Origin of the sequence: Mesorhizobium sp. M3A.F.Ca.ET.080.04.2.1 (genome assembly GCF_003952525.1) — a bacterium.
Classification (GTDB): domain Bacteria; phylum Pseudomonadota; class Alphaproteobacteria; order Rhizobiales; family Rhizobiaceae; genus Mesorhizobium.
Genome location: NZ_CP034451.1, coordinates 5,778,557 through 5,790,928, shown reverse-complemented (window position 1 = coordinate 5,790,928; position 12,372 = coordinate 5,778,557). Strand labels below are relative to the sequence as shown.

Here is a 12,372-nt window from a genome sequence, read left to right as displayed (position 1 = left end):
ATGCGCCGTTTGACGGCTACTGTTGCCACTTCCAGCCAACGATCTCCGGCATATCCTGCCCATGCGCTCGGATGTAAGCGCGGTGTTCGAGCAGCTTGCCGTCCATCATCTGCCTGAGCGCGATCTGCGCGCCGCTCGGCTTCGAGAGGCGGTCGAGCACGCCGAGCACGAGATGAAAGCGGTCCAGACCATTCAGAACGGTCATGTCAAAGGGCGTGGTGGTCGTCCCTTCTTCATTGTAGCCGCGCACATGGATGTTGTCGTGATTGGTGCGCCGGTAGGTCAGGCGATGGATGGTCCATGGATAGCCATGATAGGCGAAGATGACCGGCTTATCGCGGGTGAACAGCGCGTCGAACTCGCGATCCGACAGGCCGTGCGGGTGGTTTTCCTTCGGCTGCAGGGTCATCAGATCGACGATGTTGACCACCCTTACCCTAAGCTCGGGAATGTGGTTCTTCAGAATCTGGACGGCGGCCAGCGTCTCGAGCGTCGGCACGTCGCCGGCGCAGGCCATGACCACGTCCGGCTCGGCTCCGCGGTCGGTCGACGCCCACTGCCAGATGCCCACGCCGGCGCTGCAGTGAACTTTCGCTTCCTCGATCGACAGCCATTGCCAGGACAGGGCCTTGCCGGCAACGATGACGTTGATGCGGTTCCATGTCTGCAGCACGTGATCCGTCACGCAGAGCAGGCTGTTGGCATCGGCGGGCAGATAGACGCGAACCACATCGGCCTTCTTGTTCAGGGCCACATCGATGAAACCGGGATCCTGGTGGCTGAAGCCATTGTGCTCCTGTTGCCAGACATGGCTGGACAACAGGTAGTTCAACGACGCGATCGGGCTTCGCCAGGGCAGCTTGCGGCAGGCGTCCAGCCACTTCGCATGCTGGTTGAACATGGAATCGACGATGTGGGTGAAGGCTTCGTAGCAGGAGAACAAGCCATGCCGCCCGGTAAGCAGGTAGCCTTCCAGCCAGCCTTGGCATGTATGCTCCGACAGAATCTCCAGAACCCTGCCCCGGCTGCCGAGATGCACATCCTCGGGCAGGATTTCTTCCATCCAGGCGCGTTCCGTCACCTCGAAGACATCCTGCAGCCGGTTCGAAGCCGTTTCGTCCGGACCGACGATGCGGAAATTCGCCGCGTCCTGGTTCAGTGCCACCACGTCACGCAGGAAGCAGCCCATCACCCGGGTTGCCTCTGCCTTGACTCCGCCCGGCCGCTCGACCGGGACGGCATGCTGATGCAGCTTCGGCAGCTCGAGCGACCGGCGCAGCCGGCCGCCATTGGCATGCGGGTTGGCGCTCATGCGCCTGACGCCCTGCGGCGCTGTGGCGCGGATCGTGGACACCGGTGCGCCAGCGGCATCGAATAGCTCTTCGGGCCGATAGCTTCTCATCCACTCCTCGAGCACCTTCAGATGCGCCGGGTTGTCCGCCAGGCCCGACAGCGGCACCTGATGGGCGCGCCAGAAGCCCTCGGTCTTCAGTCCATCGACCTGCTTGGGCCCGGTCCAGCCCTTCGGGCTTCGCAGCACGATCATCGGCCACTTCGGCCGCGACTGCACTGCCTCCGCGCCGCTGCGTGCCGCCTGCTGGATCGCGCCGATGCGGTCCAGCGCATCATCGAGCACCACCGCCATCCGTTCATGCATCAGGACCGGATCGTCGCCTTCGACGAACAGCGGATCATAGCCGTAGCCGACGAACAGGGCGCGCAATTCTTCCCCCGGAATGCGGGCCAGAATCGTGGGATTGGCGATCTTGTAGCCGTTGAGGTGGAGAATCGGCAGCACCGCGCCGTCATTCGCCGGATTGAGAAACTTGTTGGAATGCCAGGCGGTGGCGAGCGGCCCGGTTTCCGCCTCGCCGTCGCCGACGACGCAGGCGACGACGAGGTCCGGATTGTCGAAGGCGGCGCCATAGGCATGCGAGAGCGCATAGCCAAGCTCGCCGCCTTCATGGATCGAGCCGGGCACATCAGGCGCCGCATGGCTGGGGATGCCGCCGGGAAAGGAGAACTGCCGGAAGAGCTTCCTCATTCCGGCCTCGTCCATCGAGATGTCGGGATTGATCTCGCTGTAGGTTCCCTCGAGGTAGGTGTTGGCCACCATGGCGGGGCCGCCGTGGCCGGGGCCGCAGATGTAGATGACGTTGGCATCGCGCAGCCGGATGGCGCGGTTCAGATGCGTATAGATGAAGCTGAGGCCTGGCGAGGTCCCCCAATGGCCGAGCAGCCTGGGTTTGACGTGCTCCAGCCGAAGCGGTTCGCGCAGCAACGGATTGTCGAGCAGGTAGATCTGCCCGACCGTCAGGTAGTTCGCCGCACGCCAATAGGCGTCGATGTCCCGCAATTCCTGTTCGGACAAGCGGTTGGGGCTCGAAAGTTCGGTCATTGCTTGGCTCCTTCGCTGGGTCCGGGTAGGTGCCAGTCGCAGGCACAACGCTTCGACGTCGGCGCCGGTTCATCGATGGTCACGATGAAGTTGCCGCCAGGGTCTATCCGGCAAGGGGCGATCTGGCCTTGATCCATCTCAACTGCCGAGCGCCAGACGCGGAAACATCACAAGCGTTGATCAGGGGTCGCCGAGCTCGGCAAGACGGGCGCGAGGCTTGCGTGCGAACGCCGCCCGCGCGATCTTGCCGCCGTTTGGAGGACATCATGCGAAAAATTTTGGCATCGACAATTCTGCTGCTGGCGGCTGCGTCATTTGCACCTTCGGCGCTTGCGCTTGACAGCAGCGGCACCCCGGTCGTGGTGACGCCGCTGGCCTCGAAGACGACCACGGCCTCCGGCCAGCCGATCACGCTGCCGCAGAAGAATGTCGAGGTTCAGGTATCGGCCTACCAGATCGCACCTGGCGCGACCCTGCCGGTGCACAAGCACCCCTTCCCGCGCTATGCCTATGTCGAAGCCGGCACGCTTAAGGTCACCAATGTCGAGACCGGCGCCAGCAACACCTACAAGACAGGCGATTTCATTGTCGAGATGATCGGACAATGGCACCAGGCCATCAATGTCGGTGCCGATCCGGTCAAGCTGCTGGTGATCGACCAGGTCGAGCAGGGCGCCAAGAACACCATCCTGCAGCAATAGGCTCACAGTCATCGTGGGCGTTTCATTCTGGACCGATCGTTGCGGCTTTCACGGCCAACACGCCGATGCTAGGGCTGGTCATCCCTGCAGCATGGACGGACGCTGGTGACCGACGCCCAAAAGCCCCTGATTGAACTTTGCGTCGAAGGCATAGACGGACTGCTCGTTGCGCAGGCGGCCGGCGCTGACCGGGTCGAACTCTGTGCCAGCCTCGTGGAAGGCGGCATCACGCCGAGCCTCGGCACGGTGCGCGCCGCCCTCCAGGCCGCGACCATTCCCTTCCATGTCATCGTGCGCCCGCGCGGCGGCGATTTTCTTTACAGCGATGCCGAATACCGCTCGATGCTCGCCGATGTCGGCACGCTTCGCGACCTTGGCGTTGCCGGTGTCGTTGTCGGGTGCCTGACGGCGGACGGCGCCATCGAGGAGAGGCGCATGAGCGAACTGGTCGAGGCCGCCGGCCCGCTCAACGTCACCTGCCACCGCGCCTTCGACATGACGCGTGACCCCCTCGAAGCGCTTGAGGCGCTGATCCGCTGCAAGGTCGGCCGCGTGCTGACCAGCGGCCAGCGCGACACGGCGCTCGAAGGCGCCGACCTCTTGGCGCAGCTCGTCCGCCTGGCCGGCGAGCGCATCATCATTCTCGGCTGCGGCGGACTGGCGCCCGGCAACATCGGCGAGGTCCTGAGGCGAACCGGCCTGACCGAGATGCATTTCGCCGCGCTCGCCGACGTCCCGAGCGCCATGCGCTACCGCAACCCGCATGTCGGCATGGGCGGCACCGATCTCGACCGCGAGTATCGCACCACGGTGACCGATGGGACCCTGGTTGCGGCAACGATCGCGGCAGCGAGGGCCTGATGCCGGAACTGACGATATCGACAGATCGGCAGCCGATCGAACGCCTCTCGCCCGATGATGAGGCTGCCATTTTGGCTCTCAACAACGAGCACGCCGCCGAATTGTCCTGGCTGGAGCCGGAGCGGCTGTCGTTCCTGCTCGGGCAAGCTTTCTACATGCGTCGCATTGGCGGGCTCGAAGCCTTCATCATGTGCTTCGACCAGGATGCCGGCTACGACAGCCCGAACTTCCTGTGGTTTCGCGAGCGCTATCCGCGTTTCGTCTATGTCGACCGCGTGGTGGTGGCGGCGGAAGCGCGAGGCCGCGGCCATGCGCGTCGGCTCTATGAGGATCTGTTCGAGCATGCCCGGCGCGCCGGCCACACGATCGTCACCTGTGAGGTCAATGCCGACCCCCCGAACCCGGCTTCCGACGCCTTCCACGCCGCACTCGGTTTTGTCGAGGTCGGCGACGCCGTCATCCATGGTGGCATGAAGTCGGTGCGCTATTACGCCAGGCCAGTGGTTTGAAGAGCGGCCACTGGCCACCAAAACAAGCCAGGGCTAATCTCGCTGCTCCGCTGGCTGGGGGCGCTAGATCATGCCAAGCAATGTCTTCCGTTTCGACGAAAGCTGGGACATCCCGGAAGCGACGCCCCGGGAAGTATGGGACGTCCTCTCGGATGCCGAGCTTCTGCCGCTCTGGTGGGGCGACGCCTACAAGGAAGTCGAGCCGCTCGACAAGAAGGGCAAAGGCGTCGTCGGCTCGCGGGCGCGGGCCAGAGCCCGGGGCGCCCTGCCCTATGAGCTGAACTTCATCATTGAGGCGGCCGAACTCGAGCCGGGCCGTCTGGTCGTGGTGAAGACTTTCGGCGATTTCGACGGGCTGTGGCGGGCTGAATTGTCACCGTCGGGAAGCGGCACACATGTGAAGCTGACCTGGGAGGTAATCGTGGAGAGGCCGATCCTCAAGCTCCTGGCGCCGCTGCTCAGGCCCGCCTTCGCCTGGAATCACCGCTGGACCACGCCGCGCGGCGAAGCCGGGCTGCGGCGCTATCTGGCCGCGCAGAGGCAAAGCAAACCCTGACCCGTGGCTTACCAGTTGCGGTTGAGCCAGCTGCGCGATGGTTTCTCGACGATGTAATAGCTGCAGAGCGCGCAGGCGAAGACAGCAGCCAGCATCGGGAGGGACGCGACGTTCCGATCATAGACGAATTTGTAGAAGGGCTGCTGCCACAGATAGAGCGAATAGGACCACAGTCCGAGCATCACCATCGGCCGCGACGACAGCAACCCGGTCACATATCCGTTTGCGAAGTCGAGCACGTTGACGGCGAGCGCGAGCAGCGGCACGCCCAGCAGGTAATGCACCGGCGTCGGCACCGGATCGAGGAACAGCAAGATCGCACCCGCGGCCGCCGCCAGTGCCGCATGCTGGTTCTTCAGGAATGCCGGCAGCCGTCCATCAGCCTTCAGCAGGCAGATCGCCGCCGAAAGCAGGATCGAGGCGATATGCACGTCCGTTCGCCAGTAGCTGGTCTCGTAGTCCATGCCGAGAACCCAGTAGGAGACGGCGCCGTTGGCCATGGCAAGCGCCGACAGCACTACCAGCAGCCGCACCACATTGGCGCGTCCCGAAACCGCGACGCTGACCAGCGCCAGGATGATGTAGGCATGCTCCTCGACGCAAAGCGACCAGATATGGTCGAGCGCGCCGGCCCGATTGAGCAAGATACCGGCATAGTTGTAGGTGAATGTCAGCGCCGTGAGCGCCGCCTTCCACTTGAAGGCGACGAAGGTGCCCGCAAGCCCGATCATGGCGACAATCACGAACACCAGCAGCGCGGGATAGATGCGCGAGAAGCGCCGCTTGAAGAACTTTTTCAGCGGGAAGCGCTCGATGAACAGGATCTCGGCCATCAGCCGCCCGCTGAGCACGAAGAAGAACTCGACGCCAAGCACGCCGAGATTGATTCCCGGTACCGGAAAGAAATGCCCGATCAGCACGAGCGCGATCGACAGGCCGCGCCAGCCGTCGAGATAGGCTAGCCTGGTTCGTGCCGCGCTGTCGGCTGTGGCCCGTGGCAGGACAACAGACGCTGCGGAGATGTCGGTCATGCCCATCCCTTCGCAACTGCGGATCCGAATGCGATGCAGATGACCGCGTGCTTCGGACCCTTTGTATTCCCGCCAGGGTCATTTTGCAGTGCGGGATAATTTTGTGCAAGTGCGAAGTCCGTGATTTGGATCGCCCTCACCCGCCAAGCCGCCCACTGCAAAGGAAAAGGGGCCGCGGCCGCCCCTTTTCCTTTCCGAAGCTACGCCCTTTCAGGCGCTCGCCGCGGCCACCGCGCGCTTGGCCATCACTGTGATCAGGTTGGCATGATACTCGGCCGAGGCATGAAGATCGCTCATCAGGTCCTTGGCACGCTCTCGAGCGCCGAAGCTGCAAAGTTCTTGGCAAGCGCCAACGGCAATCTGACCTCGGACGGCACCCGCACGCTGACCTGGGACGAGGCCAACCGGCTCAAGACCGTCACGCTCTCATCCAACACCGTCAACCTGAGCTACGGACCTGACGGCGCGCGAGCGAAAAAAGCCTCTTCATTCGCCACCACGCTCTATGCCGATGCTTCGGTCGAGATCGATCCAGCAATCCCGGGCTCGGAGGTCCACACCCGCTATCCGCACCCGGACATGAAGGTTGTCGGCGCGACCAAGTTCTTCCTGCACCGCGATCATCTGGCCTCGGTGCGCATGGTCACCGACAACTCAGGCGCCATCGCCGAAGCCACCAACTACGCCACCTATGGCGAGCGCCTCAACTCAGGCTTCCAGACGCAGAAGAGCTACATCGGCGAGCGCTTCGATCCCGAGACCGGACTGCTCTACCTCAATGCCAGGTATATGGATCCGGTGCTCGGAAGGTTCATCTCGCCCGATGATTGGGATCCGACGCTGCCTGGTGTTGGCACCAACCGATATGCGTATGCCCAGAACGACCCCATCAATAAGAGCGACCCGAATGGGCATAGCTGGCTGGGTGATGCACTTGGAAAAATCGGCGAGGCCATTAGCAACGCCTTTGGAGGAAAAGGGTTAGAGGCATCCTCTCACACCGGCGAAGGGAGCGGGAAAACAGTTCCAACCGCTGATGGAGTTACGACGACCAAAGATAACCAACCACCTGATGAGGCGTTGGATAAGAAAAAATCTCTGCCGAAATTAGATCCCGGAAAGTTTCCCTTGATGGCTGGTGGTCTTGTAGGTAAGACTATCGGATTCCTTGGAGCGTTCACCACCCCAGCTAGCTCACCGCAAGAAATTGCCATTGAGAGGTCTATCACGATTCAGAATCAACTTGATAAATTCTCTCAGACAAAAGAACAACCGCGGTTGTGCCCACGAAAGAAGGCACATTTGTCGTGTCATCAAGCACAGGCAGACTCACACCTGCTCAAAGAGCTGCGTTGAACGCCAATGAAGTCGAGGGGGTTGGAGTTCCGGGAACGCACGCTGAGATCAATGCACCAAACGCAGCTGACAGCATGGGTTTGACCCCGCTAGGCGTGGCTGCAAGCCGCCCATTTTGCGGCGGATGTGCCGCAGAGGCCACGCGCCGGGGCGTAGCCTTGTTGAATTGAGTAGGTAGTGATCCATGCCGAATGTTTCGCAAAAGATTGAAGACTTTTTTGGCAAAGCCAAATTGATGTCGATAGAGCATAAGTACAGATTTTGTGCACTAGTCTCGTCAAGGATAACTCCTGAGTATGCGCGATTCTGCAAGGAGGAAAATTTGGTAGACGAGAAACTTATTTGGAACATAGTATACAAACTTTCGACAGCTTTCCCATCAAATGCCGATGTGATGGAAGCATCCAAAAATATTTCTTTATCTGTCCCAGATTGCGAAGTTTATCCAGGAAGAGACTGCGTCTTTGCGCAGAATGCTGCATTTTGCGCTTTAAATTTTTGTGAGTACGCAGAACATTTTGATGACATTTGCTTGAAAAACTGCCTTGCCAATCTTGTTGATACTGTCGACTACTTTATACAAGACTTAATGTCTATTTCGAAAATCCGGCTCGATATCGATGATGCCATCTTGGAGGCCGATGTATTTAGAAGCGAGGTCGACGAAGAATTTGAACGGTACTTTAATGTAGTCGCCAATACATCTGCTTTTCATCAGATGATTTTGCACAACCTGAATGGACAATCCGTTGTTGACCGCTGGAGCCAGCCGTTATCGTCATGAATCGAATTGGTAATGAATAAGAATTACTGTGACAGTGCACTTTTTGGCCGGAACTTACCGGGGAATTGTGGTACCATCACACCTTCGAACCACCTCTAAAACCCCGCCTGATCCCGAAACAGCTCCGCATTGTCCAGCTTCGAGACCTCGATCACCGCTTGCGTTCGGCTGTAGACGTTGAGCTTGCGCAAAATCTCCGAGACATGGGCTTTCACGGTGGTCTCGTCCACCTGCAGCTCATAGGCGATCTGCTTGTTGAGCATGCCTTGGCGCAGCATCTGCAGCACGCGCAATTGCTGCGGCGTCAGCTTGGCCAGCCGTTGCACCATGTCGGCGCGGTCGGTGCTGTCGGGGTCCGGCGGCTGCCCCTCGTAGTTTTCCGGCACATAGACAGCGCCGTCCATCACCGAGCGGATGGCGGCGGCGAGATCGCTCTTGCGCGCCGATTTCGGGATGAAGCCGGCGGCGCCATAAGACAGCGCTTCGGAGATGATCTTCGGTTCTTCATGGCCTGATACGATCACCACCGGCAGGCGCGGATAGCGGGTCCTGAGTTGCAGCAGCCCTTCGAAGCCGTGCACATCGGGCATGCTCAAGTCGAGCAGCGCCAGGTCGAACGGTTTTGCGCCGGCCAGCAGATCGATCGCCTCGGCGATCGAACGCGCCTCGACCGTGTCGACATCCGGATAGGCCATCTGCACGGCGCTGTGCAGCGCCTCGCGAAACAGCGGGTGGTCGTCGATGATCAGGAAGCGGGCGCGATCGTTGACGGCGGTCATTGCTGGGGTTCGGGCACCGGTTCGGTTTCGTCGGGCACAGGATAGCCCCGTCACCATGGCCAGATTATTGCCAATCAGTACATCGCCCGAAGCCGCCTGCCGGCAAAAGGACAGGGTCATATGGTTTCGCGTGCTAATGCCTTGCCCGGCTGGCCAAATCGGCCGAATGTGCGGACAGATCCATGCCAACACAGAGCTCGCCGATGATCGACTTCGTCCTTCCGCCGCCCGCGATGGCTTCGGTTGCCGTCGCCGGCTCGGCCGAGCGGTTTGCTGTGCGGCGCATCTTCTGCGTCGGCCGCAACTACGCCGCTCATGCGCGCGAGTCCGGCAATGACGAGCGCGACCCGCCCTTTTCCTTCACCAAGCCGGCCGACGCCGTCGTCGATAGCGGCGTCGAGATTCCCTACCCGCCTGTCACCGGCGGTGTCGACGGCATCGGCAAGATCGAGATGACCATCGGGCAGCCGAAGCGATGAGCGACCTTGTCCTGCACAACTACTACCGCTCCTCGACCTCCTACCGGGTGCGGATCGCGCTCGAGATGAAGGGGCTGAGCTACACCTATGTGCCGCATCATTTGCGCCATGGCGAGCATCTCGAGCCGGCCTATCTCGCGGTCAATCCGCAAGGACTGGTGCCGGCGCTGGTTCTGGACGACGGCAGGCTTCTGACGCAGTCGCTGGCGATCATCGAATATCTCGACGAGATCGCGCCCGAGCCGCCGCTGCTGCCGAAGGATGCGCTGGGCCGGGCGCGGGTCAGGATGCTGGCGCAGATGATCGCCTGCGACATCCATCCGGTGAACAATCTGCGCGTGCTCACCTCGCTGCGGACCTTGTTCGGCGCCGGCGACGAGGATGTCGTCAACTGGTTCAGGCACTGGGTGAACGAAGGGTTCCAGCCGCTTGAGAAGATTCTGGCTTCGTCGCCTGAGACCGGCACATTCTGTCATGGCGATGAGCCCGGTCTGGCCGACATCTGCCTTGCCGCGCAGGTCACCAACAACGCCCGCTTCGGCGTCGACATGGCGCCCTACCCGATGATCTCGCGCATCCACGCCGCCTGCATGGCGCTCCCCGCCTTCCAGAAGGCGGCTCCGCAGAACCAGATCGATGCGGAATAGAGAAGCCAAGGACGCGAAGGAGGCGAAGACGCTCGCCGATATCGAAGCGTATGGCTGCCACATTCTGTGCGTGCTGGAAGAAGACGAGCTTCCGCCTTTCGCCTACTCCGTCGGGATTGAGCACAATTTCGAAGTTCCGGAACTGGTCGTCGTCGGGCTGAAACCGGAGCTTTCCCAAAGTATCATCAACGAGTATTGCCGAAGGGTGAGAAACGGCGAAAGGTTCCAGATCGGACAGAGGGCGTCAGGTTTCCTGGGCGGCGGTTTCGAGTGCCAGTTCGGCTCGGTTCATCCGGACCAGTATCCAGAACATTTCGGCTGGGACATCTGGTTCTACGACGGTCTGGATTTCCAGGTCATGCAACTCGTCTATCCGAATACCTCCGGCATCTGGCCGTGGGACGCCGAGGCCGACGAGTGGTTTCGCAAGCGGCAGCCACTTCTCGACCAAGCCCCATCGTCAACTTAGACTTGTTGAACTGAACATATGAAAGCACTTCCATGAAAGCTGTCGTCTACGAGAAATTCGGCGAGGTGCCGACGATCCAGACCGTCCCCGACCCGAAGCCGGCGGCGGACGGCGTCGTCATCAAGGTCGAGGCGACCGGCCTTTGCCGCAGCGACTGGCATGGCTGGATGGGACACGATGACAGCATCACGCTGCCGCATGTTCCTGGACATGAGCTGGCGGGCGTCGTCGTCGCTGCCGGCAAGCAGGTGAGCCGCTGGAAGGCGGGCGACCGCGTCACCGTTCCCTTCGCCGTCGGCTGCGGAAGTTGTTTCGAATGCACTTCGGGCAACCATCAGGTCTGCGAGCACCAGACCCAGCCGGGCTTCACCGGCTGGGGCTCGTACGCCGAATATGTCGGCATCGAGCATGCCGACACCAATCTCGTGCGCCTGCCCGACGAGATGGAGTTCGCCACCGCCGCCAGTCTCGGCTGCCGTTTCGTCACTTCGTTCCGCGCCATCGTCGATCAGGGCCGGGTAACGCCGGGAGAATGGGTGGCGGTGCATGGCTGCGGCGGCGTCGGCCTGTCGGCGATCATGATCGCCAGCGCCATGGGCGCAAATGTCATCGCCATCGACCTCACCGACGAGAAGCTGGAATTCGCCGGAAAGATCGGAGCGGTGGCGACGATCAACGCCTCGACGACGCCCAATGTGGTCAAAGCGGTCAAGCAGATCACCAATGGCGGCGCGCATATGTCGATGGACGCGCTTGGCCATCCCACCACCTCGTTCAACTCGATCGCCAACCTGCGCCGGCGCGGCCGTCACGTTCAGGTCGGGCTGATGCTCGGCGAGCACGCTCGCCCGCAGGTGCCGATGGACAAGGTGATCGCCTTCGAACTCGAAATCCGCGGCAGCCACGGCATGCAGGCCTATCGGTATTCAGCAATGATGGAGATGATCCGCACCGGCAAGCTGAAGCCCGAACTGTTGGTCGGCAAGAGGATCAGCCTCGAGGAAGCGCCGGCAGCCCTTATGGCGATGGGCGGTTTTGAAGGCATCGGCATCGGCGTGGTGACGAAGTTCGGGTAGTTATCCGATTAAAACTTTTCCGCGATCACTTTACGACCGGCGTCAGCCCATACACAATTTTAAGTTGACTACACTAAAAGCGCACGCATAGATAGACAACATCCATTCTCGTGGCTGGGACCGGAAATGAGACTTTTTCTACTTTGTCTTTTGTTGCTGTGGCCTACGCTCAGTGCCTGGGCGCAAGACAGTGGACTTGCCACTGGAGCCCAAGCGCCAAGTCAGAGCGCCTCGACCTCCGATGAACCAGGGACGGGAAAGGAATCCACTCTGCGGTTCGAGGATTTTCCGGCGAAAATTTTTCAAAAGAAGGCTGCCAAGAACATCCAAATTCACCCTAATGATTCTTGGGCACAGGCAGTTAAGCCGGATATTCGCGAAGCAATGAAACACGGTGCCGATTTCGGCGGCCACTTCTCCGTTGTTCTGGTCAATTGCGGTAACGCTTGCATTGCGGCTCGCATGATCGACTTGCGCACCGGTCAACTCTTTTGGATTCCCGGAGGCTACCAACTGGATTTGGAATACTACGTGCGAAGCCGGTTGATGAGAGTTGCTTGGGTGGAGCCTTCCGAAAATCCGGTGTGCGTGCGTCAAGATTTTGAATGGACGGGGCGCAAATTCGTCAAGCGCTACGAGGATCGCGAGAAGGTCGTCGATTCTTCCGAGTGTCCTGGTTTAGCGTACATAGGCAAGCCGCCTCAGTGAGCATCAACAACAGCAGTA

14 protein-coding genes and 1 pseudogene are annotated in these 12,372 nt (G+C 60.8%); 11 read left to right on the top strand and 4 right to left on the bottom strand.

Going from position 1 to position 12,372, the window contains the following annotated elements; genetic code table 11:
* Window positions 1-16: 16 nt before the first annotated feature.
* The gene (locus EJ074_RS27615; RefSeq protein WP_095807164.1) at window positions 17-2,398 is read right to left on the bottom strand and encodes a phosphoketolase family protein; all 2,382 of its coding nucleotides are present in this window, start codon (window positions 2,396-2,398) and stop codon (window positions 17-19) included.
* A gap of 266 nt (window positions 2,399-2,664) precedes the next feature.
* Between EJ074_RS27615 and EJ074_RS27610 the strand changes: the two genes are divergently transcribed.
* From EJ074_RS27610 to EJ074_RS27595, 4 genes are all read left to right on the top strand, one after another.
* Entirely contained in the window at window positions 2,665-3,099 is a 435-nt protein-coding gene (locus EJ074_RS27610) for a cupin domain-containing protein (RefSeq protein ID WP_095807266.1), read from the top strand.
* Between the two features lie 105 nt (window positions 3,100-3,204).
* Window positions 3,205-3,960 carry a copper homeostasis protein CutC gene (locus EJ074_RS27605; protein WP_245420402.1) on the top strand — a complete coding sequence of 252 codons (756 nt, stop codon included), beginning with the start codon at window positions 3,205-3,207 and terminating at the stop codon, window positions 3,958-3,960.
* A complete protein-coding gene (locus tag EJ074_RS27600; protein ID WP_165350024.1) occupies window positions 3,960-4,469 on the top strand; it encodes a GNAT family N-acetyltransferase in 510 nt (169 codons plus the stop codon). Before EJ074_RS27605 ends, EJ074_RS27600 begins: the two co-directional genes overlap by 1 nt.
* Before the next feature lie 70 nt (window positions 4,470-4,539).
* Window positions 4,540-5,025, top strand: a complete 486-nt coding sequence (locus tag EJ074_RS27595; protein ID WP_095807162.1) for an SRPBCC family protein — start codon at window positions 4,540-4,542, stop codon at window positions 5,023-5,025.
* Window positions 5,026-5,033: 8 nt separating this feature from the next.
* Here the strand turns inward: EJ074_RS27595 and EJ074_RS27590 are convergent, their stop codons facing one another.
* Both EJ074_RS27590 and EJ074_RS30785 read right to left on the bottom strand, forming a co-directional pair.
* On the bottom strand, window positions 5,034-6,056 hold the full coding sequence (locus EJ074_RS27590; protein WP_095807264.1) for an acyltransferase: 1,023 nt from the start codon (window positions 6,054-6,056) through the stop codon (window positions 5,034-5,036).
* A gap of 210 nt (window positions 6,057-6,266) precedes the next feature.
* Window positions 6,267-6,406 (bottom strand): annotated as a pseudogene (locus tag EJ074_RS30785) (carbon monoxide dehydrogenase); the annotation flags it as partial.
* Window positions 6,407-6,635: 229 nt separating this feature from the next.
* Here EJ074_RS30785 and EJ074_RS29845 point away from each other — a divergent pair.
* Both EJ074_RS29845 and EJ074_RS27575 read left to right on the top strand, forming a co-directional pair.
* Complete coding sequence (locus tag EJ074_RS29845) at window positions 6,636-7,412, top strand: RHS repeat-associated core domain-containing protein (protein WP_348627034.1); 777 nt, start codon at window positions 6,636-6,638, stop codon at window positions 7,410-7,412.
* Window positions 7,413-7,596: 184 nt separating this feature from the next.
* On the top strand, window positions 7,597-8,196 hold the full coding sequence (locus tag EJ074_RS27575; RefSeq protein ID WP_129553897.1) for a hypothetical protein: 600 nt from the start codon (window positions 7,597-7,599) through the stop codon (window positions 8,194-8,196).
* Between the two features lie 95 nt (window positions 8,197-8,291).
* Here EJ074_RS27575 and EJ074_RS27570 read toward each other — a convergent pair whose 3' ends face one another.
* Window positions 8,292-8,975: a response regulator transcription factor gene (locus tag EJ074_RS27570; protein ID WP_095807160.1), complete on the bottom strand. Its 684-nt coding sequence runs from the start codon at window positions 8,973-8,975 to the stop codon at window positions 8,292-8,294.
* A 203-nt stretch (window positions 8,976-9,178) separates the two neighbouring features.
* On the opposite strand from EJ074_RS27570, the gene EJ074_RS27565 reads away from it, so the two are divergent.
* From EJ074_RS27565 to EJ074_RS27545, 5 genes are all read left to right on the top strand, one after another.
* Window positions 9,179-9,454 (top strand): fumarylacetoacetate hydrolase family protein, encoded by a 276-nt coding sequence (locus EJ074_RS27565; RefSeq protein WP_280952448.1) that lies wholly within the window; start codon window positions 9,179-9,181, stop codon window positions 9,452-9,454.
* The gene (gene maiA, locus EJ074_RS27560; protein WP_095807159.1) at window positions 9,451-10,101 is read left to right on the top strand and encodes a maleylacetoacetate isomerase; all 651 of its coding nucleotides are present in this window, start codon (window positions 9,451-9,453) and stop codon (window positions 10,099-10,101) included. Before EJ074_RS27565 ends, maiA begins: the two co-directional genes overlap by 4 nt.
* Window positions 10,091-10,570: a DUF4262 domain-containing protein gene (locus EJ074_RS27555; RefSeq protein ID WP_095807158.1), complete on the top strand. Its 480-nt coding sequence runs from the start codon at window positions 10,091-10,093 to the stop codon at window positions 10,568-10,570. Before maiA ends, EJ074_RS27555 begins: the two co-directional genes overlap by 11 nt.
* A 32-nt stretch (window positions 10,571-10,602) precedes the next feature.
* A complete protein-coding gene (locus EJ074_RS27550) occupies window positions 10,603-11,646 on the top strand; it encodes a zinc-dependent alcohol dehydrogenase family protein (RefSeq protein WP_095807157.1) in 1,044 nt (347 codons plus the stop codon).
* Between the two features lie 126 nt (window positions 11,647-11,772).
* Window positions 11,773-12,354, top strand: a complete 582-nt coding sequence (locus tag EJ074_RS27545; protein WP_095807156.1) for a hypothetical protein — start codon at window positions 11,773-11,775, stop codon at window positions 12,352-12,354.
* Window positions 12,355-12,372: the final 18 nt, after the last annotated feature.

What these genes read in the sequence shown, in the direction of transcription:
- EJ074_RS27615 (WP_095807164.1), bottom strand. Translation starts at nt 2,398, where the DNA reads ATGACCGAACTTTCGAGCCCCAACCGCTTGTCCGAACAGGAATTGCGG.
- EJ074_RS27610 (WP_095807266.1), top strand. Translation starts at nt 2,665, where the DNA reads ATGCGAAAAATTTTGGCATCGACAATTCTGCTGCTGGCGGCTGCGTCA.
- EJ074_RS27600 (WP_165350024.1), top strand. Translation starts at nt 3,960, where the DNA reads ATGCCGGAACTGACGATATCGACAGATCGGCAGCCGATCGAACGCCTC.
- EJ074_RS27595 (WP_095807162.1), top strand. Translation starts at nt 4,540, where the DNA reads ATGCCAAGCAATGTCTTCCGTTTCGACGAAAGCTGGGACATCCCGGAA.
- EJ074_RS27590 (WP_095807264.1), bottom strand. Translation starts at nt 6,056, where the DNA reads ATGACCGACATCTCCGCAGCGTCTGTTGTCCTGCCACGGGCCACAGCC.
- EJ074_RS29845 (WP_348627034.1), top strand. Translation starts at nt 6,636, where the DNA reads ATGAAGGTTGTCGGCGCGACCAAGTTCTTCCTGCACCGCGATCATCTG.
- EJ074_RS27575 (WP_129553897.1), top strand. Translation starts at nt 7,597, where the DNA reads ATGCCGAATGTTTCGCAAAAGATTGAAGACTTTTTTGGCAAAGCCAAA.
- EJ074_RS27570 (WP_095807160.1), bottom strand. Translation starts at nt 8,975, where the DNA reads ATGACCGCCGTCAACGATCGCGCCCGCTTCCTGATCATCGACGACCAC.
- EJ074_RS27565 (WP_280952448.1), top strand. Translation starts at nt 9,179, where the DNA reads ATGATCGACTTCGTCCTTCCGCCGCCCGCGATGGCTTCGGTTGCCGTC.
- maiA (WP_095807159.1), top strand. Translation starts at nt 9,451, where the DNA reads ATGAGCGACCTTGTCCTGCACAACTACTACCGCTCCTCGACCTCCTAC.
- EJ074_RS27555 (WP_095807158.1), top strand. Translation starts at nt 10,091, where the DNA reads ATGCGGAATAGAGAAGCCAAGGACGCGAAGGAGGCGAAGACGCTCGCC.
- EJ074_RS27550 (WP_095807157.1), top strand. Translation starts at nt 10,603, where the DNA reads ATGAAAGCTGTCGTCTACGAGAAATTCGGCGAGGTGCCGACGATCCAG.
- EJ074_RS27545 (WP_095807156.1), top strand. Translation starts at nt 11,773, where the DNA reads ATGAGACTTTTTCTACTTTGTCTTTTGTTGCTGTGGCCTACGCTCAGT.